We start from the raw sequence: 23,514 nt of genomic DNA on the forward strand, positions 1-23,514 counted from the left end.
CTATGATAATATAGTAAGATCACAAAGACGGCGGCTTCTTTGACCTGTAAGAAGCCGCCGCCTGTCTATAAATTACCCCTCATATGAATAAAGTGAACATCAAATGATGTAACAATAAAAACAATTAAATATTACCATGCTGATGTACAAAAAACCAGAAGTGGCATTTATAAAGTTGAATCTGCCACTCGATTTTCATTTTCAGAAATCAGCTTTTGTATCTCATTTCTGACAAGGGTATTATCTAAAATATAATCTTCAAAATCTACCGAGTGAAAGGTATAGGTTAAAGCATGAATAATATCCGGATCAGATACACAGATAATAAAATCCAGTTCTTTATTTGGAACAAGCAGGGCATATTGATCTGGATATAAAAGAAATGCCCAGTTATCCGATACCGGAATTTTTTCGGTATCAAGGACAAAGAGGTTCCTGTCAAGCCGTGCCTCTAACTGTTCCAGAGCATTGATAATATCTGACGTGTTTGCTTCCACATAGAATCCGGATTCGGAAATCACATGATTTCTTGCAAATTCCCGGATGCCGTCCAGTGTGATGCCTTCACTGGCATTCATTTGCTGCATGAAATGAAAATGCTGTTTTAGGGTTTCCTTGAATTCTTCAGGAACATATTTCTCAACCAGATCATCGGTCACCATCAGGCAGGCACCGGGATGCTTCTGGATAAAGATCACTTCTTCTGCAGGAATGGATCTTGCCTGAAACTGTGGAAGCTCCTTCTGGCTGAAGCTGGACAGAAATGGTTTCGCATGGTCAAATACGGAAGCGAATTCTTCCCGCATTAATCCGATAAGGCTCGGATCGGTCAACAGACAACCTTTGTTGGCATCGGCATTTAGCAGGAGACTGGCATCATCCGTTATGATATAGAACGGGAAAAGTACACCGGAGTTCTTGCTGACTTTTTGTTCATTGGAATAATAGTAAATGTTATAGGTGATGTTGGGTTCTTTTGTAAGAATCGATTCTAACAGCGTGGCAAATCCGTCCAGTTTTTCAGTGATGTCATTCGGATTTTTTGTTTGAAAATGCAGTATCTGGGAAATTGTTGCATTTTGAAATTTCCCAGAAGTGATAAGTGATTGAATGCTGGAAAACAGTTTGATCCGTGATGACAGATCGAACGGAAGTGATACCTGTAAATGATTGTTTTCTTTTTTGCTGGCGTGTATTAAGAATTTAGTCAGACCACAGATGATCTCATCCGTGGAGTGATAAAGTATAGTTTCTGTGGCAGCCTGTGACTGATCTGTATCAATCGGATTGTCAGGTAGTTTATTTTGTAATTCCTGTGAGCGGGAAGGTGTCTGGTTGTTAGATGCATTGGTATCTATATATGGAGAACCGATCACCCTCAGACATTTCTCTGTGAATTTCAGGTAATGATAATTGGTCTCACCAAGCCGTTCCAGATAAAAGGCATCATATAAAGCCATCTCATCGGCAGCAGATATATCAAGCTGGCGGATAATACTTGTAATCTGATCTTTTGTGGGAATACGTTTGCCGCTCAAGATCTGATAGAAGCTTGAACGGTCGATCCCGGTTTCATTGATCAGAGAATTTTTCGTTACGGATTGTGAATCGATGATTGAATTTAATAATGAATGAAATGACATGCAGTTATACCGGCAATAACTTTAGATTAGTAAAACATGGAAGTAAATATGTAATGTTAAACCAATCTTCCTCCTAACAATAGTATTTACATCTGTATAGTTTAACTGAAAACGTAATATGTGTCAACATCATTGCGTGCAACAAGAGAAGACAAGTGTAGTTTTCTACTGATTCAACAAGAGCTGGGAGTATAAATCATACTGCATATTTGTTGGCTATAAGAAAAACTTATAGCCAGTCAAATATATATCCTATAACTTAAATAGGATATAATGGTTGACAACCGGAAAAACGGACGCTATAATCATGAAACATGAAAGGAACAAAATAGATAAAACATATCAACATAGTATGAAAAGTTCCTGAGAATAAATCACAGAGAATTTACAAGGAGGATAAGCATATGGGCTCAGAAAAAATCATGACAACTGCAAAGAACAATATGTGTTGCTGCCGGATGATGCGTGATTGTATGGCGTTTATTTCATATGCTTTGAACACCTGATTTGTTAGATATATAGTATTGTTTATCATATAACAAAGGGCAGTTGTCATAAGCATATGATGACTGCCTTTTGTTATGCGGCAGGATGGTATCTATTACATGGATAAAGTAGAAGACTGTCTGATTTATAATAGGAAAAGAACTTGAAAGGGGAGAACAATATGGCAATTATTCAGATCGAGCATGTGTCGAAGACGTTTCAGACCAAAGACGGAACGATCGATGCTTTAAAGGATGTATCACTGAATATTGAAGCTGGCGACATTTATGGAATCATCGGAATGTCCGGTGCAGGAAAAAGTACCCTGGTACGATGTATCAATCATATAGAAGTACCGACATCGGGAACGGTCGTGGTACAGGATAAGGAGCTTGGTGGTCTGTCAGATAAAGAGCTTCGTAAACAGAGAGAACATATCGGTATGATCTTCCAGCATTTTAATCTGCTGATGCAGAAATCGGTTCTTGATAATGTATGTTTTCCACTGTTCATTCAGGGAAAATCAAAGGCAGAGGCGAGAAAAAAGGCATATGAGCTGTTAGAGATCGTTGGTTTGCGGGATCGTGCAAAAGCATATCCTTCACAGTTGTCCGGTGGACAGAAGCAGAGAGTTGCGATTGCAAGAGCACTTGCATCCGATCCGCAGATCCTGCTTTGTGATGAGGCAACCAGTGCACTTGATCCACAGACGACATCATCGATTCTGGAATTGTTAAAGGACATTAACCAGAGATTTGGAATCACGATCGTTGTTATCACTCACCAGATGGCGGTTGTCCGAGAAATCTGTAATCAGGTAGCGATCATGAAGGATGGTCAGGTCGTTGAGCATGGTAGAACGATTGATATCTTTAATCATCCAAAGTCCGAAGTAGCCAGAGAGCTGTTACAGAAGGATGAAGGAAATGCTACAGAGCCGAAGACGTTAAAAACGGCTGACCGCATAAAGAATGGAACCAGAATCCGAATTGTATACACGGAGAATTCAGCATTTGAACCGGTAATTGCAAATATGATCCTGACATTTAAGGAGCCGGTCAATATCTTAAAAGCAGCGACAAAGAATGTCGGAGGAGTGGCGAAGGGTGAAATGATACTTGAGCTTCCGAAGGGTTCGACAAATGTTGCAGCGATGGAAAAGTACCTGAAAGAACGGGGATTGGAGCTTGAAGAATTAAGTGACAATGTGAATGGAGGTGAGGAACATGTGGACGGAACAAATTAGAGAAATGATCTTAAATGGTATCTTAGAGACACTTTATATGACAGTTGTTTCTACATTGTTTGGATATGTATTCGGACTTCCGATGGGCGTGCTCCTCTGTATCAGCGATAAAGACGGACTGAAACCGCATCCGGTTTTGTATAAAATTCTTGATTTTATCGCAAATATCGTTCGAAGCGTACCATTCCTGATCCTGTTGATCTTATTGATCCCATTTACCAGATTTCTTCTTGGTAAGAGTTACGGATCGACAGCAACGATCGTACCGCTTACGGTAGCAGCTATTCCGTTTATCGCAAGAATGGTAGAGTCATCCTTGAAGGAAGTTGACAACGGAGTTGTTGAGGCTGCCCGTGCGATGGGTGCGGGAACGATGAGGATCATCCTTCGTGTGCTCCTTGTAGAAGCAAGAACATCGCTGATCACCGGAGCAACGATCGCGATCGGAACCATCCTTGGTTATTCTGCGATGGCAGGTGCAGTTGGAGGTGGTGGACTTGGTGATATCGCAGTCCGCTATGGATATTACAGATACCAGACAGATATCATGATCGTGACAGTTATCTTACTGATCGTGATCGTTCAGATCTTCCAGTCAGTCGGAATGCTGATCGCAAACCGATTAGACCGGAGAAAATCATAATCAGATAAACCCTGACCATGACAGCCGGATCAGTGCCGGAGCGTTATTGGCGGTTTACAAACAGATGTCAGGAAAGTGCACACCGGGCATCCAATATATAAAAATGAAAAGAAAAAATAAAGAAAGAGAGGAATCTTCCATGAAAAAGACATTTAAGAAATTATTAGCACTTACATTAACAGGCGTATTAGTAGCAGGAGCCCTTTCAGGCTGCGGCAAGAAAGAAGATAAAGACAGCAAAACAGATTCAAAGACAATTACGATTGCAGCATCTGCAACACCACATGCTGAGATTCTCGAGTATGCAAAGACAGCATTAAAGGAAAAAGGATATGATCTTCAGGTTACAGTATTTGATGATTATGTAAAGCCAAATGAGGTTGTAGAAAGCGGCGAGTTCGATGCAAACTACTTCCAGCATGTTCCATACCTTGAGAGCTTCAATGAAGAAAAAGGTACACACCTTGTAGTTGCCGGCAAGATCCACTATGAGCCATTCGGTATCTATCCGGGTACAAAGAAAAGTTTAGACGAGATCGCTGACGGTGATTCTATTGCAGTTCCGAATGATACAACAAATGAAGCAAGAGCCCTTCTGTTATTACAGGACAACGGAATCATCAAGTTAAAGGATGGCGCAGGTATCAATGCAACTGTTAATGATATCGAAGAAAACCCACACAATGTAGAAATCGTTGAACTTGAGGCAGCACAGGTTGCCAGAGTTGTAAACGAGACAGCGTATGTCGTTTTAAATGGTAACTATGCACTTGCAGCAGGCTTCTCAGTAGGAAAAGATGCTCTTGCATATGAGCAGAATGATTCAGAAGCAGCTAAGACCTATGTAAACGTTATCGCTGTTAAGGAAGGCAACGAAAACAACGAAGCAATCAAGGCACTCGTTGACGTATTAAAGTCTGACGACGTAAAGAACTACATCAAAGAAACTTACGATGGAGCAGTTCTTCCTTACGAGGAATAATATTTAGCAACAATCCAAACTATAAAAAGCCATTAGAGCAATAAGAGAAAAATTCATGTATTTTTTATTCAGCTTGCGCACTGATTTGTCAGCAGTCGCCCTAACTCACCCTGACGGGTTCAGACAAGGGCTTGGTGCTGACAGTTAGCGCAAGCTTCATTACAAAAATACTATGAACATTTTTCTTCTTATTTGCCTAATGGCTTTTTTTAGCTTGGATTGTTGCGTTGCATTTTTATCTCCTCGTAAGGAAGAGTTGCAGCCCTAACTCACCCTGACGGGTTCAGACAAGGGCTTGGTGCTGACAGTTAGCACAAACTTTATCGCGAATCCTTCATGAATGTTTTTTCACCATATCTGTTTCAGGGCTTTTTATTGCGAGATGATATTCGCTATCTTTCTTTACGATGGGCTTATACTTTGTTATGCAATATAAAATTTCCCGACTACTGTATTGATAAGACATTCACGGAGTTTTCGTAATTCTGCTTGCGCTAACTGTCAGCATCAAGCCCTTGTTTGAACCCGTCAGGGTGAGTTAGGGCGACTGCTGACAAATCAGTGCGCGAGCTGAATAGAAAACGGAGTGAGTCTTTCAATTACAGTAGTCGGGAGAATTTTATATGTTTAATAGAGATTATCCCTCGTAAAGAAAGATAGCGCATAGAAGTGGTGGCAGAAAGCCCTGAAACAAATATGGTGAAAAGTTTTTGGGGTATGCTATAATGATGCCGACAGGCAACTGGGTAGTGTGGCTGCCTGTTGGGTAAATATAGGCGATAAAAGGAGCCGGTAGAGAGCGTTATGAAAAAGATTTTTATTGTGGAAGATGATAAGAGCATATGCATGGAGCTTGTTGAGATTTTGGAGAACGAAGGCTATGCAGCATCCTATCTGACTGATTTTGAACATTCAAAAGAAGAGATTCTGGCAGCAGGTGCAGATCTTATTTTGATGGATATTAATATTCCGGGCATAAATGGCAGAAATCTGTTAAAGGAGATCCGGAAGGAATCGGATATCCCGGTTATCATGGTAACTAGTCGTACATCAGAGATGGACGAGGTTCTGTCGATGAGCTATGGGGCAGATGATTATATCACGAAGCCGTATAATCCGACGATCCTGTTGCTGCGGATCGCAGCAGTGCTGAAACGGATGGAGGGAAGCCAGAATGCAGCATCCTATCGTGGAGCAGAGGTGAATTTCAGCAAAGGGACAATCCGGCTTGGTGAGAAAGAACAGGTTCTGACGAAGAATGAGATGATCATTTTCCAACGGTTGTTAAGCAGTAAGGACAAGATCGTATCCAGAGATGAGATCATGACAGATCTCTGGGATAATGAAGAATATGTAAATGATAATGCACTTACGGTTAATATCAGCAGGCTTCGGACAAAGCTTGCGGAGCTTGGACTGCCGGATGCGATCGAGACAAGAAAGAAACAGGGGTATCGTCTGATATGAGAATTTGGGAATATATAAAAGATAAAGCGGGTATTCTGATCGGTTATCTGTTATTTATAGCGATTATGTTAATTGCTTTTCGTGCGATGCGGACACCAGGGGAGTTGACGGTGATCTTTCTTGTGCTGACAGTTTTGCTTCTGGTAACTGTCATATTAACAGACTATATAAAACGCAGACATTTCTATAATTCCCTTTATGCACATATGGAGCGGTTGGATCAGAAATATCTGGTCATGGATACGTTAGAGGAGCCGGGTTTCTATGAGGGAAAGCTGGTCTATGAGGCGTTATATGAGATCAACAAATCCATGACAGAGCATGTGAAGGAGTACCGGCAGAGTGTGGATGATTTCAAGGATTTTATCGAGATATGGGTGCATGAGATCAAACTGCCGATCGCAAGTCTGGTATTGATGTGCCACAATAATCAGGATAAGATACCGAAGAAATACGAAGATCAGGTGAACCGTCTGGATGCATATGCCGATCAGGTGCTGTATTATGTCCGGGCAGAGCATGCGAGCAAAGATTATCGGTTTGATTCAGTGCGAATCAAGTCGGTTGTGAATAAAGTGGCGTTGAAGAATAAAGATATGTTGCTGGAGAGTGACATTTGTCTGGATGTGCATGACGTTGATGTCAGCGTTACGACAGATGCCAAATGGCTGGAATTCATGATAAACCAGATCATGAGCAACAGCATCAAATATATAAAGCCGGATGAGGATCGGCAGATCCGGATCTGGACGACAAAAGCAGGCGACGATATCACACTCCATATCAGAGATAATGGAATCGGAATTTCCGAAGCAGACCTTCCTCGCGTTTGCGAAAAATCGTTCACCGGTGAGAACGGACGTCGTTTTGCCAAGTCAACAGGTATGGGCTTATATATCGTAAAAGGTCTGTGCGACCAGCTAGGACACCATCTTACCATCACTTCCAAAGAAAATATCGGAACAGACGTCGCTGTAACCTTTGGCGGAAACGACTATTATCTGGTGGATGAATAAAACTATACTTTACCATGTGCCCCTTATCTGACAGACAGATAAAGAATGCCCAATATCTTAACCTTACAAAACTGTAACCTTCTGTAACATAAGAAAAACGACCCTCTCCCTTGAAAACGATATACTCACACTTGTAAACAGGAGATGTGGTGTTGACAGGATCAACAGCTCTTAACTCAGTTATTAATAGAAAATGGTGTGTGGGTAAATCGTTTTAGTATTTCGTGGATGTTTTTATGGGGCTGTTGTTCTGACAGTGAGCAATACCTAAAATCCATAGAGCAGCCGACTGAGTGTTCTGCTATCCTGTGCCATGTCGTCGGAGCAATGGTTTTATTGCGACAGAGACATGTGCAGATAGGATGGCAGAACATGAGGAAAGGCAAACGTGATTTTACGGGATGCTCACTGGTGGAACAATGGTCACAAAAAACATGTAAGTGTTACCTGAACGATTTAGTCACACACCGGATAGCAAGGAGAGATAAAAGTGGAAACAATTTTAAAGATTGAGAATATCGAAAAGTATTACGGCAACAAATCTAACATTACAAAAGCCATTGATAACATTTCATTTAGTGTAGAAAAAGGTGAGTACGTTGCGATCATGGGAGCATCCGGAAGTGGAAAGACGACACTGCTTAACTGCATTTCCACCATAGACCGTGTCAGCAGCGGTCATATCTATGTAGGAAGAGATGATATCACAAAGCTTCGCGGCAACCAGTTGAACCGCTTCCGCCGGGAAGAACTGGGATTTATCTTTCAGGATTTCAATCTGTTAGATACACTGACAGCATATGAGAACATTGCACTGGCGTTATCGATACAGAACACTCCTGCAAAGAAGATTGATGAAAAGATAAAGAAGATCGCAAAGGAGCTTGCGATCGAAGAAGTCCTGAATAAATATCCATATCAGATGTCCGGTGGTCAGAAACAGAGAGTGGCATCTGCGAGAGCGATCATTACGAACCCGAAGCTGATCCTTGCCGATGAACCGACCGGAGCACTGGATTCCAAATCCGCAAAGCTGTTGCTTGAAAGTCTGAAACATCTGAATGAAGAACTGTCAGCTACGATTCTGATGGTAACACATGATTCCTTTACCGCAAGTTATGCCGGTCGCATCCTGTTCATCAAGGACGGTAAAGTATTCCATGAACTTCGCCGTGGAGCAGACAGCCGAAAAGAATTCTTCAACAAGATCATAGATGTCGTAACTTTGCTTGGAGGTGACTTAAATGACGCTATTTAAGTTATCCCTTAGTAATATGAAGAAAAGCCTGAAGGACTATGCAATCTATTTCTTCACTTTAGTTCTTGGCGTAGCAATCTTCTATATTTTTAATGCGATCGAGACACAGACGGCGATGATGAGGATCTCCAAAGATACCAGAGAAATTGTAGAGCTGATGGCAAATATCATTTCCGGTGTCAGCGTATTCATTGCATTTGTGCTTGGTTTCCTGATAATATATGCCAGCCGATTCCTGATGAAACGGCGTAACAAAGAATTTGGATTGTATCTGCTGCTTGGAATGGGCAAATGGAAGGTATCAAAGATGCTGTTTATCGAGACACTGATCATCGGTCTGGTTTCACTTGGTGTTGGGCTTCTTTCCGGTGTCGGAATTTCCCAGCTTACCAGTCTGTTAGTTGCAAATATGTTTGAAGCGGATATGTCTTCTTATAATTTTGTATTTTCAAGTTCCGCATTTGTAAAGACCTGTTTCTATTTTGCTATCATCTATGTGGTTGTGATTCTGTTTAATACGATCGCGATCGGACGCTGCAAATTGATCGACCTGTTCCAGAGTGGCAGAAGATCAGAGACTGTTAAGATGAAAAATCCGTGGATATCGGTATTCGTATTTCTCCTTTCCGTAGCAGGACTTGGATATGCATATTACCAGATCAATTCAAATACAACAGAGCTCTATATGAAAGATATCTATTTCTGTATCGGGCTTGGATGTGTCTGCACATTTTTGTTTTTCTGGTCGATTTCCGGTATGTTGTTCCGGTTAGTTTCTTCCATGAAACGTGTTTATTATAAAGGGCTGAATTCATTTGTCATCCGTCAGATGAGCAGTCGTGTAAATACAAATGTACTGTCAATCTCGATCATTTGTATTATGTTATTTGTTACGATCTGCGTGCTGACTTCGGCGCTTACGATCCGAAATGGTTTGAATGAGGGGTTAAGAAGGTATGCTACCGTTGATGTAAATATTACCAGACAGGTAAGAAGCTCCGATTATGATGTTGAAGCCGGTAAGGGTGCGGATGAGGATGCTTATTATGATCCGACATGGGATAAACGCGATATTTGCGATATATATAAGGAACATGGAATTGATTTGCGGTCTATGTTTTCAGCCTATGAAGATGTGTATATATACTCATTGCCGGATTTCACATACGGGGATACGTTCAGTGAGCAGGCGAAGGGTGAGTTCCTTGGTGACCAGCCGGTGTATGGTATGATGGATGTTATGGAAAATGTCATGACAGTGTCCGATTATAATCGTGTGGCAAAGCTGTGTGGTTTTGAAACTGTGTCGATCAAAGATGATGAATACGGAGTTGTGGCAAATTACAAGCAGATGGTGAAATACAGAGATATGTCATTGCAGGCTGGTACGATGATTCAGGTAAATGGTTATGAACTGAAGCCGGGAATGAGCAAATGTCAGGCTGGTGATGTCCAGATCTCTACGCAGGCGATTAATACTGGTATCATTATTGTGCCGGATGGGGTGCTTACAGGAGTAACTCCAATCTCTGAAAGCTTGCTTGCAATCTATAATACGACCGATACGGATAAGATCATGGCGAGAAATGAACATATCAATCTGGATGATGACCCGGATGTCAGGCTGAGTCTGAATACGAAAGAAAATGTAAAAGCTGCCAGTATCGGACTTGGCGCGATCGCATCCTTTATCGGCTTATATATTGGAATGATCTTCCTGATCTCCGGTGCAGCGATCCTTGCATTAAAGGAATTGTCAGAAAGCACCGATAATGTGGAACGATATAAGATGCTTCGAAAGTTGGGTGTGGATCAGAAGATGATCAATCATGCGTTATTTGCACAGATGGGTCTGTTCTTCCTGTTTCCGCTTGCACTTGCAGTCATTCATTCAATATTTGGATTGAAATTCAGCAGACAGATCCTTTCACTGATGGGAACCGATGACATGGGAGCAGCCATGCTTATGACCGTTGTTGTTCTGGTTGTGATCTATGGCGGATATTTCCTGATCACCTATTTCAGTGGCAGAAAGATCATCAGTGAACAGTAGGGTTTCCTTGACGATGACAGTATCTCGCGGTATAATTGGGGGCAGGATTATCGAACGAAGAAATGAAGGAGACTTTTTAAGATGAGTAGAATTATTTTAACCGGTGACCGCCCTACAGGACGACTTCACGTTGGACATTATGTTGGTTCCCTTTCTGAGCGTGTAAAGCTTCAGAATTCAGGAAACTATGACGAGATATATATAATGATTGCAGATGCACAGGCACTTACAGATAATGCCGAGCATCCGGAGAAGGTAAGACAGAACATTATCCAGGTTGCACTTGATTATCTGGCATGTGGGATCGATCCTGAGAAATCAACGATCTTCATTCAGTCCATGGTTCCGGAACTGACAGAATTATCTTTCTATTATATGAATCTCGTTACAGTATCTCGTGTACAGAGAAATCCTACTGTAAAATCCGAGATCAAGATGCGTAATTTTGAAGCAAGTATTCCGGTTGGATTCTTCTGCTATCCGATCAGTCAGGCAGCAGATATCACGGCTTTCCGTGCAACAGAAGTGCCGGTTGGTGAAGATCAGCTTCCTATGCTGGAACAGTGCAAGGAGATCGTTCACAAATTCAATTCCGTATATGGCGAAACTCTGACAGATCCTGAGATCGTATTACCGTCTAACAAAGCGTGTCTCAGACTTCCGGGTATTGATGGAAAAGCAAAGATGAGCAAATCTCTTGGCAACTGCATCTATCTTTCCGATGAAGCAGATGAAGTAAAGAAGAAGGTTATGTCCATGTATACAGATCCAAATCATATCCGTGTGGAGGATCCGGGACAGATCGAGGGAAATTCCGTATTTACATATCTGGATGCATTCTGTCGTCCGGAGCATTTTGAACAGTTCCTGCCGGATTATAAGAATCTGGATGAACTGAAGGAGCATTACAGCCGTGGTGGTCTTGGTGATGTTAAGGTGAAGAAGTTCCTGAACAATGTATTACAGGCAGAGCTTACACCGATCCGTGAACGTCGTAAGATGTGGGAGAGCCGTATTCCGGATGTTCTTGACATCTTAAAGGCAGGAAGCGAGGCTGCACAGAAGAAAGCAGCAGCAACTCTTCATGATGTACGTTCTGCTATGAAGATCAATTACTTTGATGCAGACGGGCTAGAGAATGATTATAAATAAAATTGACAGACATAAGAGGACGGTCGTGAAAACGGCCGTCCTTTTGTCGTACAGCAAAAAGTTGGAAAAGTTGCAAAAATGGAGCATAATAAGGTTGGAAAAGTTGCAAAAATAAGGCATAATAAGGTTGGAAAAGTTGCAAAAAATGTTCCTGGATCGGATGAAGTTAGAGCGAACGATATATAAATTAGATCTGACAGGTTTACAGGGGTAAAATAAATATATGGGGAGACACCGGATATGAAAAAGACGATTTTATTATTAGGGGCAGTTGGAGTGCTTATGATGACAGGGTGTGCCGATGAAGGTATCACGACAGATTATGGAGAATGGGTAGCTACATCCGAATACAGTATGGATGGAACAACTGAGAATTACCGGACAATAGAAGTAGATGCGACAGCGGAGAAGACAGAAGCAGCATCAGAAAAAGAAGCGGGGGAAAGTTCAGATCATATGAATACACAGAAAAAAGACAGCACAACAGAAAAGACAGATGGGACAGAGGAAACGAGATATTCGTGCGAAAATTATACATTTTATAGAGTAAATGATGATGTGGACCTGGCAGGCAGTTATTTGTTGTTAAATGTGTATGAGGACGAAGCACTTGCAGAATATCATGGCCTGTTCATTGGTCAGATCGTTACATTATTTGGCGATAAGGAGACAACCGAGAATAATGAGGAGTTACTGGACTATACGATCGCGGCAGAAGATAAGGATGGTAAGGTGATCTATCTGACTTTATATTATGGGGCGTCAGGACCGGCGATCGGTGGCTTTGATGGTGACGAATATATGGCGGCTGCAGAAGAGCTGGAGAAGCTTGTCAGAACGACAGAGCCGATTGACTATGAGTGCACCAGTGTCTATGAGGATCTTGGTATGACAATCCGAATGGGAACCAGAAATGGACGAGGTTTTTATGAAACCGAGATGCCGGAAGGTATGGAAGACTTTTATAATGATATGTATTAATGAAAGACAATCGGATAAAAAGAAAACTGTATGAAACACATACAATAAGGTATAATGAATACAGACAGATTAACCCATATGCAAGACAGCGGTTTTATATATGATAAAGATCTGACAATGTGCCAGGATGTTACGCCAAATACATCTGAGGGGCGAAGCATGATGTATGCAATAACCTGGAATAATTCCGGAACAAAGATGATCCAGGTAGGAATAGAACCGAAGCGCCTGATTGATGAGATGAATCAGAATCAGAATCAGATATCGGTAGTTATTTCCAATATGCCGATGTATACAGGCATCAATATATTTGTTGCGGATAGTGGAGATGGCAAAATCCTTGGAAGTACAAAAGCAGCAATGGTTGGTAAAACGCTGAATGATGTCGGTATATCCCGTGATAAGGTTACTGAACAGGCAGATGTCCCTGCAATATGCTACAGGAACATAGATGGTATTGTGAGCCGGTGCGCTTTCGACCGGACAGATGACTATATCGTTGTGGTTACCTGCAATTTACTTTCGAATATAAAGACAGATGTTATCATAATGGTGATTATGATCGTGTATTTCATAATTGCTGCGAAAGGCAGTGGGAGAATTTTGAGGAACTTGCAGAGCAGGCGGATGAGAGAATGTATGTCTGTAAGGCAGAATACTACAGTAAAAAGGGAGAAGACCAGAGAAAATTGCAGGCGGCACATAATGCACTTACAAAGCTATATACTAAAGTACTTATCATTAATCTTATACAGAATTCATATCAGATTGTAAGTATTGACAGAGAAAGCTTAAAGAACAGTGTGTTTTCGGCAAAGCTTTCAGACTGGTTTGAGACATTTGCAAATTCAGATGAATTGCATCCGGATGACAGACAGGCATTTTTGCAGAAGACTGCACTTCAAAATCTAAAAAAGAATATCAATGGCACCGGAAAGTCATACAGCATCATATACAGGAGAAAATATGGCGAAGAGTATAAGGATACAATGATGGAGATCCTGGCTGCGGAAGACTATACGGATGATAGTCAGGTATGTTACCTCTGTGTAAGATGTCTTGGTTAGTGTAAAAATTGTTAGAAAATTTTTCTAATTTCAAGAAAATTCTGTGAAATGGCTTGTATTTCATACTTCCTGCGGTAAAATATAGATAGGAACAACGGAAAAGTTGTGCCGAGTTAAAAGTGGGAAGGAGACTGATATGAAAAAAAGAAGTCATTTATTTGTAACCAGAGAAATCATAGAACAGGTTCCACAGAACAAAAGGAAGTGGTTATTGTTAGGCAGTATTCTGCCGGATATATTGGTTCATACCTATATTAAGAAGCATACCTGGAAAAGTTCATTTGATAATACAGTGAACCGGATACAGAAGCTGGAAGAAAAGGGGAAGAACAGCAGATATTCTTTCCTGAAACTCGGATATGTACTTCATTATGTGGAGGATTTCTTCACATATGCGCATAACTCCATTTTTGAAGGCGGATTTTCTGAACATGTTGCATATGAAAGTGGATTTCAGAAGTTTTTATTTGGACATGGACATGTAGAACAGGAAGAAACGAGCCGGATCGGGGAAATGGTTCATTCCGTGGAGGAAGCGGTCGAGTATCTGAAGAAAAAACATGCACTGTATATGACGGAGGCCGGAGATAATGAAACGGATGCACGCTATATTCGGAATGCATCAAAAACCATCGGTACGTTTCTGGTACGGGCATTTGCCATGAACAGTTTGGCAGCAGAGGAGTATGTTCCGGCATACGCACTTGCTCCATCCTATCGAAAATAAAAGGCAGAGCAATCTGATATAAAAGGATAATTATGACTGCCAATGAAAAATATGAAGTCACCTGATACTTTGCATTGTATCAGGTGACTTTTTATCTGATGTGTTCGGCAATCACGGATACCACGATTCCCAGAACCGCGGAAAGCAGGATCAGAGAGATCGCTGACAGCTTCTGCTTCCATTTGCGCCGGATGAAGAAATAGATTCCTGCAAGCAGGCACAGAATAATGATAGCAGGGATATTCACATCATATTCGGATAAGCTGACATACCCGGTAGACTTTAACAGCATGTTGATTCCGGTTGCAAGGATCAGGGCCAGGATAACCGGTTTGATGCCATACAGAAAGCCCTGCACGTAGGTATTTTTCGTCAGATTTTTTATAACTGCGGCAATTAATAATATAATGAAAAAGGACGGCGTGATGACACCGAGAGTAGCGACGATACCGCCCGGAAGTCCTGCCTGCGTCGATCCGACATAGGTCGCCATGTTGACTGCGATCGGACCCGGTGTAGATTCACAGACACCGATAAAATTGTAAAAGGCATCTTCACTCATCCAGTTATGGCGGATGACAGCATCCTGGATCAGCGGTATCATGCCGAAGCCGCCTCCGAAGCTGAACAGTCCTACTTTAAAGAATTCAATAAACAATGTCAGATATATCATTTATCTGCATCCTCCTTTCGGATCCTTTTAAAAGAGGTACAGAAAATTCCGATGATGCCGCCTGCGAGGATCAGAAGAATTGCATTAACGGATTTGGAAAGCAGTTCTCCGATCACCATGATTATAAAAGTAACTACAAATACAAGAACCGGTATTTTTTTTCGGTCGAGTGTTTTCATCATGCTGATTCCGGTTGTAAGGATCAGAAAAGCAACGGCACATTTAATGCCAACGAAGGCATATGCTACATATTTATTTGCAATGAAAGCATCAAAAAACAGAGAAATGACAAATATAATAATAACGGATGGGATACAGACACCGAGGGTGGCTGCCAGACTTCCGCGGAAGCCTCTTTGTTTATAACCAACAAAAGTAGCGAGGTTGATCGCCAACGGCCCGGGTGTTGATTCAGCGATCGCAATCACTTCGATCAGTTCGTCTTCCGTGAGCCAGTTTCGTTTTGCAACTACTTCTTCCCGGATCTGTGCGATCATCGCATAACCGCCTCCAAATGTAAATAATCCGATTTTGAAAAAATTAATAAATAAAGAAAATAACATATCAAATCCTCCAGACAGGAGTATAGCACAGAATCAAACTAAACTTTAGATAAAATTTTCAAATATCACTGTACATATAGAAAAAAGATGTTACAATCAAGATTGACGCTATAATAAAGTGAGCGTTTTATGCACAAAAAGTATGTATAATATATAGCCGAAGTCGGTGGAGGTAAGTGATGTTTAAGCAACGAGGCGCGAAGAAAACGGGTCTTAATATATTGATCATAGGATGCGGTAAGGTCGGAACGGCACTGACCAGACAGTTATGCAAGGAAGGGCATGATATAACAGTCATTGATAAAAATGCGGATAAGGTTGAGATGAACGTCAATCAGTATGACGTTATGGGAATCTGCGGAAATGGTGCAAGCTACAGCGTGCTGATGGAAGCCGGTGTGGAGAATGCCGATCTTGTGATCGCGGTAACAAATTCTGACGAGCTGAACCTGCTTTGCTGTACGATCGCAAAACAGGGACGTGACTGCGCAACGGTAGCGCGTGTCAGAAATCCGGACTACAGCAAGGAGATAAAATATCTGAAAAAGAGTCTGGGACTTACCATGGTCATCAATCCGGAGCTTGAAACAGCAACGGAGGTTGCGCGTGTACTTTATATGCCGACAGCTCTGGAGATCAATTCCTTTGCACATGGTCAGGCAGAGATGACGAAGATCAAGATTCCGGAGCATAATATGTTAGACGGACTGTCTGTGGCACATCTTGGTCAGCAGCTTATGGATCGAGCGAAGAATATCAATATTCTGATTTGTGCGGTTGAAAGAGATGGAGAAGTCTATATTCCATCCGGTCATTTTAAACTGCATGCAGGAGATGTTCTTTCGTTTGTAGGATCCCGTCCGATGAGCCGTGCATTTCTTGATTTTATCGGATTCAAGACAAATCGTGTCAGTGATGCGATGATCGTCGGCGGTGGTGACGTTGCATATTATCTTGCAAGTCAGTTGATCAATATGGGAATCAATGTAAAGATCATTGAGAAAGAGAAGGATCGTTGTGAGCGACTCAGTATTCTGCTTCCAAAAGCAGTTATTATCAATGCAGACGGAACCGATCAGGACGTATTAAAGGAAGAAGGCTTAAGCAATGCAGAATCCTTTGTTGCTTTAACCGGGATTGACGAGGAAAATATCCTCCTGACACTGCATGCCAGACATGTTTCGGATGCAAAGACCATCACGAAGATCAATCGTAGTAATTTCAAGGAAATAATTAATAATCTGAACCTCGGAAGTGTATTTTATCCGAGTTTTATTACAGCGGAGACTATTACTGCTTATGTTCGTGCAAAATCAAATACACGTTCCATGAACAGCAGTGTGCAGACGTTATATCATATGTTTGATTTCCGGGTAGAGGCGATCGAGTTCCGTGTGGATGAAGTATCCGAGGTAACGGGTAAGCCACTGATGGATCTGAAGTTAAAGAAGGATGTGCTGATCGCGTTTATCAATCGAAACGGTACGATCATTACACCATCCGGTCATGATACGATCGAAGTCGGGGATACCGCTATGGTAGTAACGACCCATACAGGATTTAATGATATCAGGGATATTCTGGTATAAGTAACGAGTATTTTTGTAAAAGGGAAAATAGGAAGCTATGAATCGGTCAATGATTTTATACGTAGTCGGACATGTGGTCATGCTGGAGGGGGTTATGCTTCTTCTGCCATGTCTGGTTTCGTTGATTTATCAGGAAAGTGAAGGAATTGATTATCTGGTGATGGCAGTTATCTGTATGCTGCTTGGAGCCATCATTGTAAAACATAAACCTAAAGTAAATGTATTCTATCTGAAAGAGGGTTGTATCGCTACAGCATTGAGTTGGATAGCACTGAGTATATTTGGTGCACTTCCAATGTGCATATCAGGAGATATCCCATCTTTCACAGATGCGTTATTTGAGACGATCTCCGGTTTTACAACCACAGGAGCCAGTATCTTAAACGATGTGGAAGTACTATCACGGACGACGTTGTTCTGGCGAAGCTTTACACACTGGATCGGTGGCATGGGTGTGCTGGTGTTTCTGCTTGCGGTATTGCCGCTTAGTGGCGGATCAAATATCAATCTGATGAAAGCAGAGAGCCCGGGACCTTCTGTTGGTAAGCTTGTACCGAAGATCAAGTATACGGCGCGAATATTATATGTTATCTACATTGTATTAACGGCTATAGAGATCATCTTGTTAATAGCCGGGAAAATGCCGGTATTCCATGCATTCTGTACCGGATTCGGAACAGCGGGTACAGGTGGATTCGGAACAAAGAATGATAGCTTTGCCAGCTTTTCGCCATATCTGCAGTGGGTGGTAACGATCTTTATGATCTTATTCGGCGTGAATTTTAATGCATACTATCTGGTTTTATTTGGCAATATCAAAAAGGCATTGAAGATGGAGGAGGTGCGAACCTATTTCCTCATTATTGTGGCAGCGATCGTAGTTCTTGTATTGAATCTGATTCATACAATGGATGGATTCTGGACAGTACTCCGTCATGCATCGTTCCAGGTCGCTTCGATCATAACAACAACCGGATTCTCCAGTGTGGATTTTGACCTGTGGAACCAGACATGTAGGACGATACTGGTTATTCTGATGTTCATTGGTGCATGTGCAGGCAGTACCGGTGGTGGTATCAAGGTATCCCGATTTATCATCGTGGTAAAAAGTGTGATAAAAGAGTTGAATTCCTATCTGCATCCAAAGAGTATCAAGAAGATCAAAATGGACGGCAAGCCGATAGAGCATGAAGTGGTACGTGCGGTAAATGTATATTTTATAACATTTATCATCCTGTTTACAACATCCGTACTGCTGATCTCCTTTGAGGGAAAAGATATGACATCAAACTTTACTGCGGTTGCGGCAACGATCAATAACATCGGACCGGGACTGGAGCTGGTAGGACCAACGAAGAATTTTAATGTATATGGTACATTTTCCAAATATGTGTTGATGTTCGATATGCTTGCCGGAAGACTGGAGCTGTTCCCATTGCTCTTGTTGTTCTATCCGCCGGCATGGAAAGAATTACTGGCGGTCAGACGCAGAAAATAACAGGCCAATTAATGACTGGATATATGCTGTACATGATATTAAAATGTGCTGTAGCAGGTTCAGGAAAACAAATCCAGATAACTGCGTACCTGAAATGCGGTCATCAGTTCAAAACGAGTGGACGGATCATCTAAGGCAAGATGTAAGTCCTCTCTTAATATACGAACACGATAATTGACGGTGTTCCTGTGACAGAACAGGGCACCGGCGATTTTTTGTATACTGCCATCACAGAGCAGATACTGATAGAGCGTTTCCAGATAATTCGTATGGTGCTGCTCATCGTATGTAATGATGGATCCCAGAGTATCGTTTACATATTCTCTAAGAACATCCATATCACTTACAGATAAAAGAAGCTTATAGAATCCCATATCATCGAAGAAGAACAGGCTACTGTTCTTTTTTTGTGCCATCAGGGCGGCGCACTGTCCCTGTAAAAATGCCTGACTTAATCCGGTCAGGTCTTTGGTTGGCGCACTGATTCCGATATACATGGAAGTTGTTCCGGCAGATTCTCCCATATGATACAGAAGCCGGCTAAGCTCCTGTTCGAGCCGTTCATTTGACCGCGCGGGGCAGATCAGCAGAGTATAGTTGGTGCCGTTGACAAATGTATATGGCAGATTATAGATTCTGACCAGACGTGTCAACAGATTCTGAAGAAAACTTCCGGCGGTGTTGGCATAAGCGGGTGGGGTGGAGAAACGATCGGAGTGTGGGATAGAGGTATTTGTCAGTGCAATGGATGGTTCCACGGATGCTGTAGCTCTCAGATCTGATATATATACGAGATGGTATTGTGCATCTCCCTGAAAACCATGTTCATATAAGACAGGCAGGCTGATCTCCATCAGGGCTTTGTCATTTGGGTGAAGGATCACGCGCGAAAGTGCAGTTGAGATAGCCTGACTGGTCTGTGTATCGTCAAATATCCGATTGTAATAATCGTGCGTAATATCGAAGATCCGTGTCTCCCATGGCATAAGAAAGAGCGGGTAATGCTTCCGGTCGCACAGCATACGGATACGGTCGGAGATATCGGAACGGTTCAGGTGCCCCCCAATATTGATAATAAGGCCGCAGGTTTTATGTTCGATCAGCCCTTTGATGAAGTTATATAACCAGTATTCATTTCCACACAGGACGCCGGTCGTAATGATCAGTTCACCGCCGTGCAGGAATTCCAGTGTGCCGGGATCTTCTGATATATAGACCCAGTTCATGAGGTTATCCAGCCCTTCTTCTCCTGCGATCAGATCCAGTCCATAGGTGCTTTTTGTCTCTTTATATAAATCTCTTAATAATATTGCCATGTTTAAGATTCCTTTCTTGGCAGCGTTTGATAATTATTATTCGTCTATGGATAAGAAGTCAGTTTGACCCAAATGTGATATGTGTGTATTGAGTCGGTTGCAGCTTGTTGCTTTGAGGCAGTTTGTGTATGTCTGCCCGAAATATGCTTAATTATATAAGGCGTTTGCCGACTGCTACTTAATATATTAAACCATTGATTTGTGCTACTTATTACAATAACCCAACAATATCATAGAAAATATGTGTCTGTCAAACATATACTTGTGCTAACAGCACAAAGCGGGGCGGAAGTTTTGTGCTGGCGGGATATGGTGATCGGTTTTTATGAATGGCATACTGTAGAAAATTTACAAGAGCAAATAAATGAACGGCACAGATATAAAGGCCGTCCGTATAAGAAGATGGAGGATGATACATATGTTAAGAACAGATTTACCGGAAATAATAACAGAGACTTTACCCGGTCCTAAGGCACAGGCAATTATAGACAGAAGAGCGCAGGCAGTTCCAAATGCGATCCGTTGTGGATATCCGGTTGTTATAGAACGAGGTGAAGGCGCCATGATCGAGGATGTCGATGGCAACAAGTTCTTGGATTGGATCGGTGGTGTCGGTGTATTGAATATCGGATTTTCCCAGCCGGAAGTCGTTGAAGCAGTAAAAGCACAGGCAGATAAATATTTTCACGGCATGTTCAATGTTGTAACACATGAAGGCTATGTAGCACTTGCAGAGAAGTTATCCGGCATTGCACCTGTAAAGGGCGACAGCAAGAAAGCATTCTTTGCAAATAGTGGAGCAGAAGCAGACGAGAATGCCGTTAAGGTAGCAAAGGCATATACAAAACGTCCGAATATCATCGTATTCTCCGGTGCATTCCATGGAAGAACACATTTTACAATGGCAATGACATCCAAGAAAGCATATGCAAAGGATATGGGACCGTTAGCAGCCGGCGTGTTCCGTGCACAGTTCCCATATTATTATAGAAATCCGGAAGGAATGCCTGAGGATAAGGCAGTTGATTACTATATCAAATCTATCTACGATGTATTTGAACAGTGTGCAGCAGCAGACACGATCGCAGCGATCGTTGTTGAGCCGCTTCAGGGCGAAGGTGGTTTCATTCCTGCTCCGATCGAATGGGTAAAAGCAGTTCGTAAGATCTGTGATGAAAATGGTATCCTGCTGATCGCAGATGAGGTACAGAGCGGTTTCTGCAGAACCGGTCGTATGTTTGCTTCTGTTTACTGGCAGGAGGCAGGTGTAGAGCCTGATATCATCGCAACAGCAAAATCCATTGCAGCAGGTGTTCCATTGTCGGCAATTATTGCAAGAACTGAGGTTATGGATGCAGTTCCGGCAGGAACGATCGGTGGAACCTATTGTGGAAATCCACTGGCATGTGCCGCATCCTTAAAGACGATCGAGATTATGGAGAGAGATCATCTGGCAGAGCGTTCCTGTGAGATCGGTAAAAAAGTGACAGAGCGTTATCTGGAAATGCAGAAGAAATATCCGGTTATCGGTGATGTCAGAGGACTTGGCGGTATGATCGGTATCGAATTCGTAAAAGATCAGGAAACAAAAGAACCGGATGCAGCATTTACATCTGACCTGATCCAGACTTGTGCGAAGAAAGGTCTGTTAGTAGAAGGCGCAGGAACTTACAACAATGTAATCCGTTTCCTTGCACCGCTTGTCATGACAGATGAGCAGCTTGCAGCCGGTCTTGATATTTTTGAAGCATCCATCAAAGAATGTCTGAACCACTAAAGAAATCTTAACATAAACAAAACAACAATCCTTATATATATGAATCGCACAAACAACCGCTGTGGCGAGACAATCCCTAGGGTCAATCCCTAGACGCTGTCTTACCATAGCGGTTATTTTTATATTCCCCTCTGGTTCCTAGCGGTATGGATATTCATGATGTTGTGAGGCAAATTATTATCTGGTATCCCCTCTGACTGGCAATTGGTATGGTTATCCATGACATTGTGAGTATTTCGTCGTGAGATGCACATTGGCAGCGAATGCGGGCGCATGTCTGAGTCCGTAGGACGAGTTTGCGCAGGAGCATGAGCGAATCAGCCATGTGCATCGAACAGAAAACGGAACAAGTCATGATAACCATACCAATTGCCAGTCGGAGGGACTGCCTTTAAACAAATCTTAACGCCTCTGCAATAGAGATGATGGCATTTTGATGCATTTGGATGCTATAAACATGGAGTAAACTCTGGAAAAAGGAGAATTATGTAAAAAGACGGGAGGTATGTAGGGAAAATTGAAGAAATTGTGGCTTAGAATAGTATTATTCATAGCAGGATTTGCAGGAGTATTCATATTTCTGTATCCATTTGTTACGAAGGGGATTAAAAACATAGGAAATCTTACGGGAGTTGTTCTTGGTATCTGCCTGATCTTATATGCGGCATGGTTCCACAGGGTGAATTGCCGGGTGAAAAAATGGCTGACCCGGACTACCGGAAAAGTAATATGCGGGATCGTTTTGCTGATTGTATTAGTTGCAGTTGGATTTGCGGCAGCAGGAACGATATGCATGGTACGGGCATCGAAGACAGCACCGAAGGATGAAACTGTCATGATCGTGCTTGGCTGTGGTGTAAATGGCGACCGACCAAGCCTGATGTTGACGGAACGCTTAGATGCAGCGTATGATTATCTGAATACACATGAAGAGGTTGTGGGTATTCTGTCCGGAGGACAGGGAAAAGGTGAGAATATCAGTGAAGCGGAGTGCATGTACCGGTATCTGACAGAAAAGGGAATTGCAAAAGAACGTTTATATAAGGAAGAACGGTCAACTTCGACCAGAGAGAATCTTCTGTACTCAAAGAAGATCATGGAAGAGGAACATCTGGATTTCCGGGTCATTATTGTAACAAATGAATTTCATGAATACCGGGCATCTGTTATTGCAGAACATACAGGTATAACACCATCGGCGGTGTGCGGGAAAACAGCGTGGTGGTTACTGCCAACTTATTATCTGAGGGAGCTTTACGGAATCGTCTTTGAATGGATTTTTTAGATAGCTTAAACAAAAAACTTAAGAATCTTAAAAATTTGGATACAAAATGGATGTAATTTTTTGATATAACCTGACTTAACAAATCTTAACAA

The 23,514-nt window shown here is 42.1% G+C and carries 20 protein-coding genes; 16 read left to right on the forward strand and 4 right to left on the reverse strand.

Annotated features, from left to right (window positions below):
• Positions 1-167 precede the first annotated feature (167 nt).
• A complete protein-coding gene (locus CLOL250_RS09270; RefSeq protein ID WP_008402133.1) occupies positions 168-1,643 on the reverse strand; it encodes a hypothetical protein in 1,476 nt (491 codons plus the stop codon).
• 667 nt (positions 1,644-2,310) lie between these two features.
• Here CLOL250_RS09270 and CLOL250_RS09275 point away from each other — a divergent pair.
• The 12 genes from CLOL250_RS09275 (at position 2,311) to CLOL250_RS09330 (ending at position 14,721) form a co-directional block, all read left to right on the forward strand.
• Positions 2,311-3,375 (forward strand): methionine ABC transporter ATP-binding protein, encoded by a 1,065-nt coding sequence (locus CLOL250_RS09275; RefSeq protein ID WP_008402134.1) that lies wholly within the window; start codon positions 2,311-2,313, stop codon positions 3,373-3,375.
• Positions 3,356-4,018 (forward strand): methionine ABC transporter permease, encoded by a 663-nt coding sequence (locus CLOL250_RS09280; RefSeq protein WP_008402135.1) that lies wholly within the window; start codon positions 3,356-3,358, stop codon positions 4,016-4,018. Before CLOL250_RS09275 ends, CLOL250_RS09280 begins: the two co-directional genes overlap by 20 nt.
• 139 nt (positions 4,019-4,157) lie before the next feature.
• Positions 4,158-5,000, forward strand: coding sequence for a MetQ/NlpA family ABC transporter substrate-binding protein (locus CLOL250_RS09285; protein ID WP_044945817.1), 843 nt, complete (start codon positions 4,158-4,160; stop codon positions 4,998-5,000).
• A gap of 804 nt (positions 5,001-5,804) precedes the next feature.
• Positions 5,805-6,467, forward strand: coding sequence for a response regulator transcription factor (locus CLOL250_RS09290; RefSeq protein WP_008402137.1), 663 nt, complete (start codon positions 5,805-5,807; stop codon positions 6,465-6,467).
• Entirely contained in the window at positions 6,464-7,483 is a 1,020-nt protein-coding gene (locus tag CLOL250_RS09295; protein WP_008402138.1) for a sensor histidine kinase, read from the forward strand. Before CLOL250_RS09290 ends, CLOL250_RS09295 begins: the two co-directional genes overlap by 4 nt.
• Positions 7,484-7,973: 490 nt before the next feature.
• Positions 7,974-8,741, forward strand: coding sequence for an ABC transporter ATP-binding protein (locus tag CLOL250_RS09300; protein ID WP_008402139.1), 768 nt, complete (start codon positions 7,974-7,976; stop codon positions 8,739-8,741).
• Entirely contained in the window at positions 8,728-10,794 is a 2,067-nt protein-coding gene (locus tag CLOL250_RS09305; protein WP_008402141.1) for an FtsX-like permease family protein, read from the forward strand. Before CLOL250_RS09300 ends, CLOL250_RS09305 begins: the two co-directional genes overlap by 14 nt.
• An 81-nt stretch (positions 10,795-10,875) precedes the next feature.
• Entirely contained in the window at positions 10,876-11,946 is a 1,071-nt protein-coding gene (gene trpS / locus CLOL250_RS09310) for a tryptophan--tRNA ligase (RefSeq protein ID WP_008402142.1), read from the forward strand.
• Positions 11,947-12,186: 240 nt separating this feature from the next.
• Positions 12,187-12,927, forward strand: coding sequence for a hypothetical protein (locus tag CLOL250_RS09315; RefSeq protein WP_008402144.1), 741 nt, complete (start codon positions 12,187-12,189; stop codon positions 12,925-12,927).
• 78 nt (positions 12,928-13,005) lie between these two features.
• Positions 13,006-13,701, forward strand: a complete 696-nt coding sequence (locus CLOL250_RS09320; RefSeq protein WP_274922267.1) for a hypothetical protein — start codon at positions 13,006-13,008, stop codon at positions 13,699-13,701.
• A 29-nt stretch (positions 13,702-13,730) separates the two neighbouring features.
• A complete protein-coding gene (locus CLOL250_RS09325; protein ID WP_008402147.1) occupies positions 13,731-13,994 on the forward strand; it encodes a hypothetical protein in 264 nt (87 codons plus the stop codon).
• A 136-nt stretch (positions 13,995-14,130) separates the two neighbouring features.
• Positions 14,131-14,721: a zinc dependent phospholipase C family protein gene (locus CLOL250_RS09330; RefSeq protein WP_008402148.1), complete on the forward strand. Its 591-nt coding sequence runs from the start codon at positions 14,131-14,133 to the stop codon at positions 14,719-14,721.
• Between the two features lie 91 nt (positions 14,722-14,812).
• Here the strand turns inward: CLOL250_RS09330 and CLOL250_RS09335 are convergent, their stop codons facing one another.
• Complete coding sequence (locus CLOL250_RS09335; RefSeq protein ID WP_008402149.1) at positions 14,813-15,394, reverse strand: chromate transporter; 582 nt, start codon at positions 15,392-15,394, stop codon at positions 14,813-14,815.
• The gene (locus tag CLOL250_RS09340; protein ID WP_008402150.1) at positions 15,391-15,957 is read right to left on the reverse strand and encodes a chromate transporter; all 567 of its coding nucleotides are present in this window, start codon (positions 15,955-15,957) and stop codon (positions 15,391-15,393) included. Before CLOL250_RS09340 ends, CLOL250_RS09335 begins: the two co-directional genes overlap by 4 nt.
• A gap of 179 nt (positions 15,958-16,136) precedes the next feature.
• On the opposite strand from CLOL250_RS09340, the gene trkA reads away from it, so the two are divergent.
• Positions 16,137-17,546 (forward strand): Trk system potassium transporter TrkA, encoded by a 1,410-nt coding sequence (gene trkA, locus CLOL250_RS09345; protein WP_008402152.1) that lies wholly within the window; start codon positions 16,137-16,139, stop codon positions 17,544-17,546.
• Positions 17,547-17,583: 37 nt separating this feature from the next.
• Entirely contained in the window at positions 17,584-19,044 is a 1,461-nt protein-coding gene (locus CLOL250_RS09350) for a TrkH family potassium uptake protein (RefSeq protein ID WP_044945794.1), read from the forward strand.
• A gap of 59 nt (positions 19,045-19,103) precedes the next feature.
• On the opposite strand, the gene CLOL250_RS09355 is transcribed toward CLOL250_RS09350, so the two are convergent.
• Complete coding sequence (locus CLOL250_RS09355; RefSeq protein ID WP_008402154.1) at positions 19,104-20,360, reverse strand: PucR family transcriptional regulator; 1,257 nt, start codon at positions 20,358-20,360, stop codon at positions 19,104-19,106.
• A gap of 418 nt (positions 20,361-20,778) precedes the next feature.
• Between CLOL250_RS09355 and gabT the strand changes: the two genes are divergently transcribed.
• Positions 20,779-22,137 (forward strand): 4-aminobutyrate--2-oxoglutarate transaminase, encoded by a 1,359-nt coding sequence (gabT, locus tag CLOL250_RS09360; protein ID WP_044945797.1) that lies wholly within the window; start codon positions 20,779-20,781, stop codon positions 22,135-22,137.
• A 517-nt stretch (positions 22,138-22,654) separates the two neighbouring features.
• The gene (locus tag CLOL250_RS09365) at positions 22,655-23,422 is read left to right on the forward strand and encodes a YdcF family protein (protein WP_008402156.1); all 768 of its coding nucleotides are present in this window, start codon (positions 22,655-22,657) and stop codon (positions 23,420-23,422) included.
• The last annotated feature ends 92 nt before the right edge of the window (positions 23,423-23,514 follow it).

Origin of the sequence: Clostridium sp. L2-50, from assembly GCF_000154245.1 — a bacterium.
Taxonomy (GTDB): domain Bacteria; phylum Bacillota; class Clostridia; order Lachnospirales; family Lachnospiraceae; genus Coprococcus.

Coding starts and splice junctions, on each gene's coding strand:
- trpS (WP_008402142.1), top strand. CDS start 10,876: ATGAGTAGAATTATTTTAACCGGTGACCGCCCTACAGGACGACTTCAC.
- trkA (WP_008402152.1), top strand. CDS start 16,137: ATGTTTAAGCAACGAGGCGCGAAGAAAACGGGTCTTAATATATTGATC.
- CLOL250_RS09275 (WP_008402134.1), top strand. CDS start 2,311: ATGGCAATTATTCAGATCGAGCATGTGTCGAAGACGTTTCAGACCAAA.
- CLOL250_RS09320 (WP_274922267.1), top strand. CDS start 13,006: ATGCAAGACAGCGGTTTTATATATGATAAAGATCTGACAATGTGCCAG.
- CLOL250_RS09315 (WP_008402144.1), top strand. CDS start 12,187: ATGAAAAAGACGATTTTATTATTAGGGGCAGTTGGAGTGCTTATGATG.
- CLOL250_RS09295 (WP_008402138.1), top strand. CDS start 6,464: ATGAGAATTTGGGAATATATAAAAGATAAAGCGGGTATTCTGATCGGT.
- CLOL250_RS09355 (WP_008402154.1), bottom strand. CDS start 20,360: ATGGCAATATTATTAAGAGATTTATATAAAGAGACAAAAAGCACCTAT.
- CLOL250_RS09340 (WP_008402150.1), bottom strand. CDS start 15,957: ATGTTATTTTCTTTATTTATTAATTTTTTCAAAATCGGATTATTTACA.
- CLOL250_RS09330 (WP_008402148.1), top strand. CDS start 14,131: ATGAAAAAAAGAAGTCATTTATTTGTAACCAGAGAAATCATAGAACAG.
- CLOL250_RS09280 (WP_008402135.1), top strand. CDS start 3,356: ATGTGGACGGAACAAATTAGAGAAATGATCTTAAATGGTATCTTAGAG.
- gabT (WP_044945797.1), top strand. CDS start 20,779: ATGTTAAGAACAGATTTACCGGAAATAATAACAGAGACTTTACCCGGT.
- CLOL250_RS09270 (WP_008402133.1), bottom strand. CDS start 1,643: ATGTCATTTCATTCATTATTAAATTCAATCATCGATTCACAATCCGTA.
- CLOL250_RS09285 (WP_044945817.1), top strand. CDS start 4,158: ATGAAAAAGACATTTAAGAAATTATTAGCACTTACATTAACAGGCGTA.
- CLOL250_RS09290 (WP_008402137.1), top strand. CDS start 5,805: ATGAAAAAGATTTTTATTGTGGAAGATGATAAGAGCATATGCATGGAG.
- CLOL250_RS09305 (WP_008402141.1), top strand. CDS start 8,728: ATGACGCTATTTAAGTTATCCCTTAGTAATATGAAGAAAAGCCTGAAG.
- CLOL250_RS09335 (WP_008402149.1), bottom strand. CDS start 15,394: ATGATATATCTGACATTGTTTATTGAATTCTTTAAAGTAGGACTGTTC.
- CLOL250_RS09350 (WP_044945794.1), top strand. CDS start 17,584: ATGAATCGGTCAATGATTTTATACGTAGTCGGACATGTGGTCATGCTG.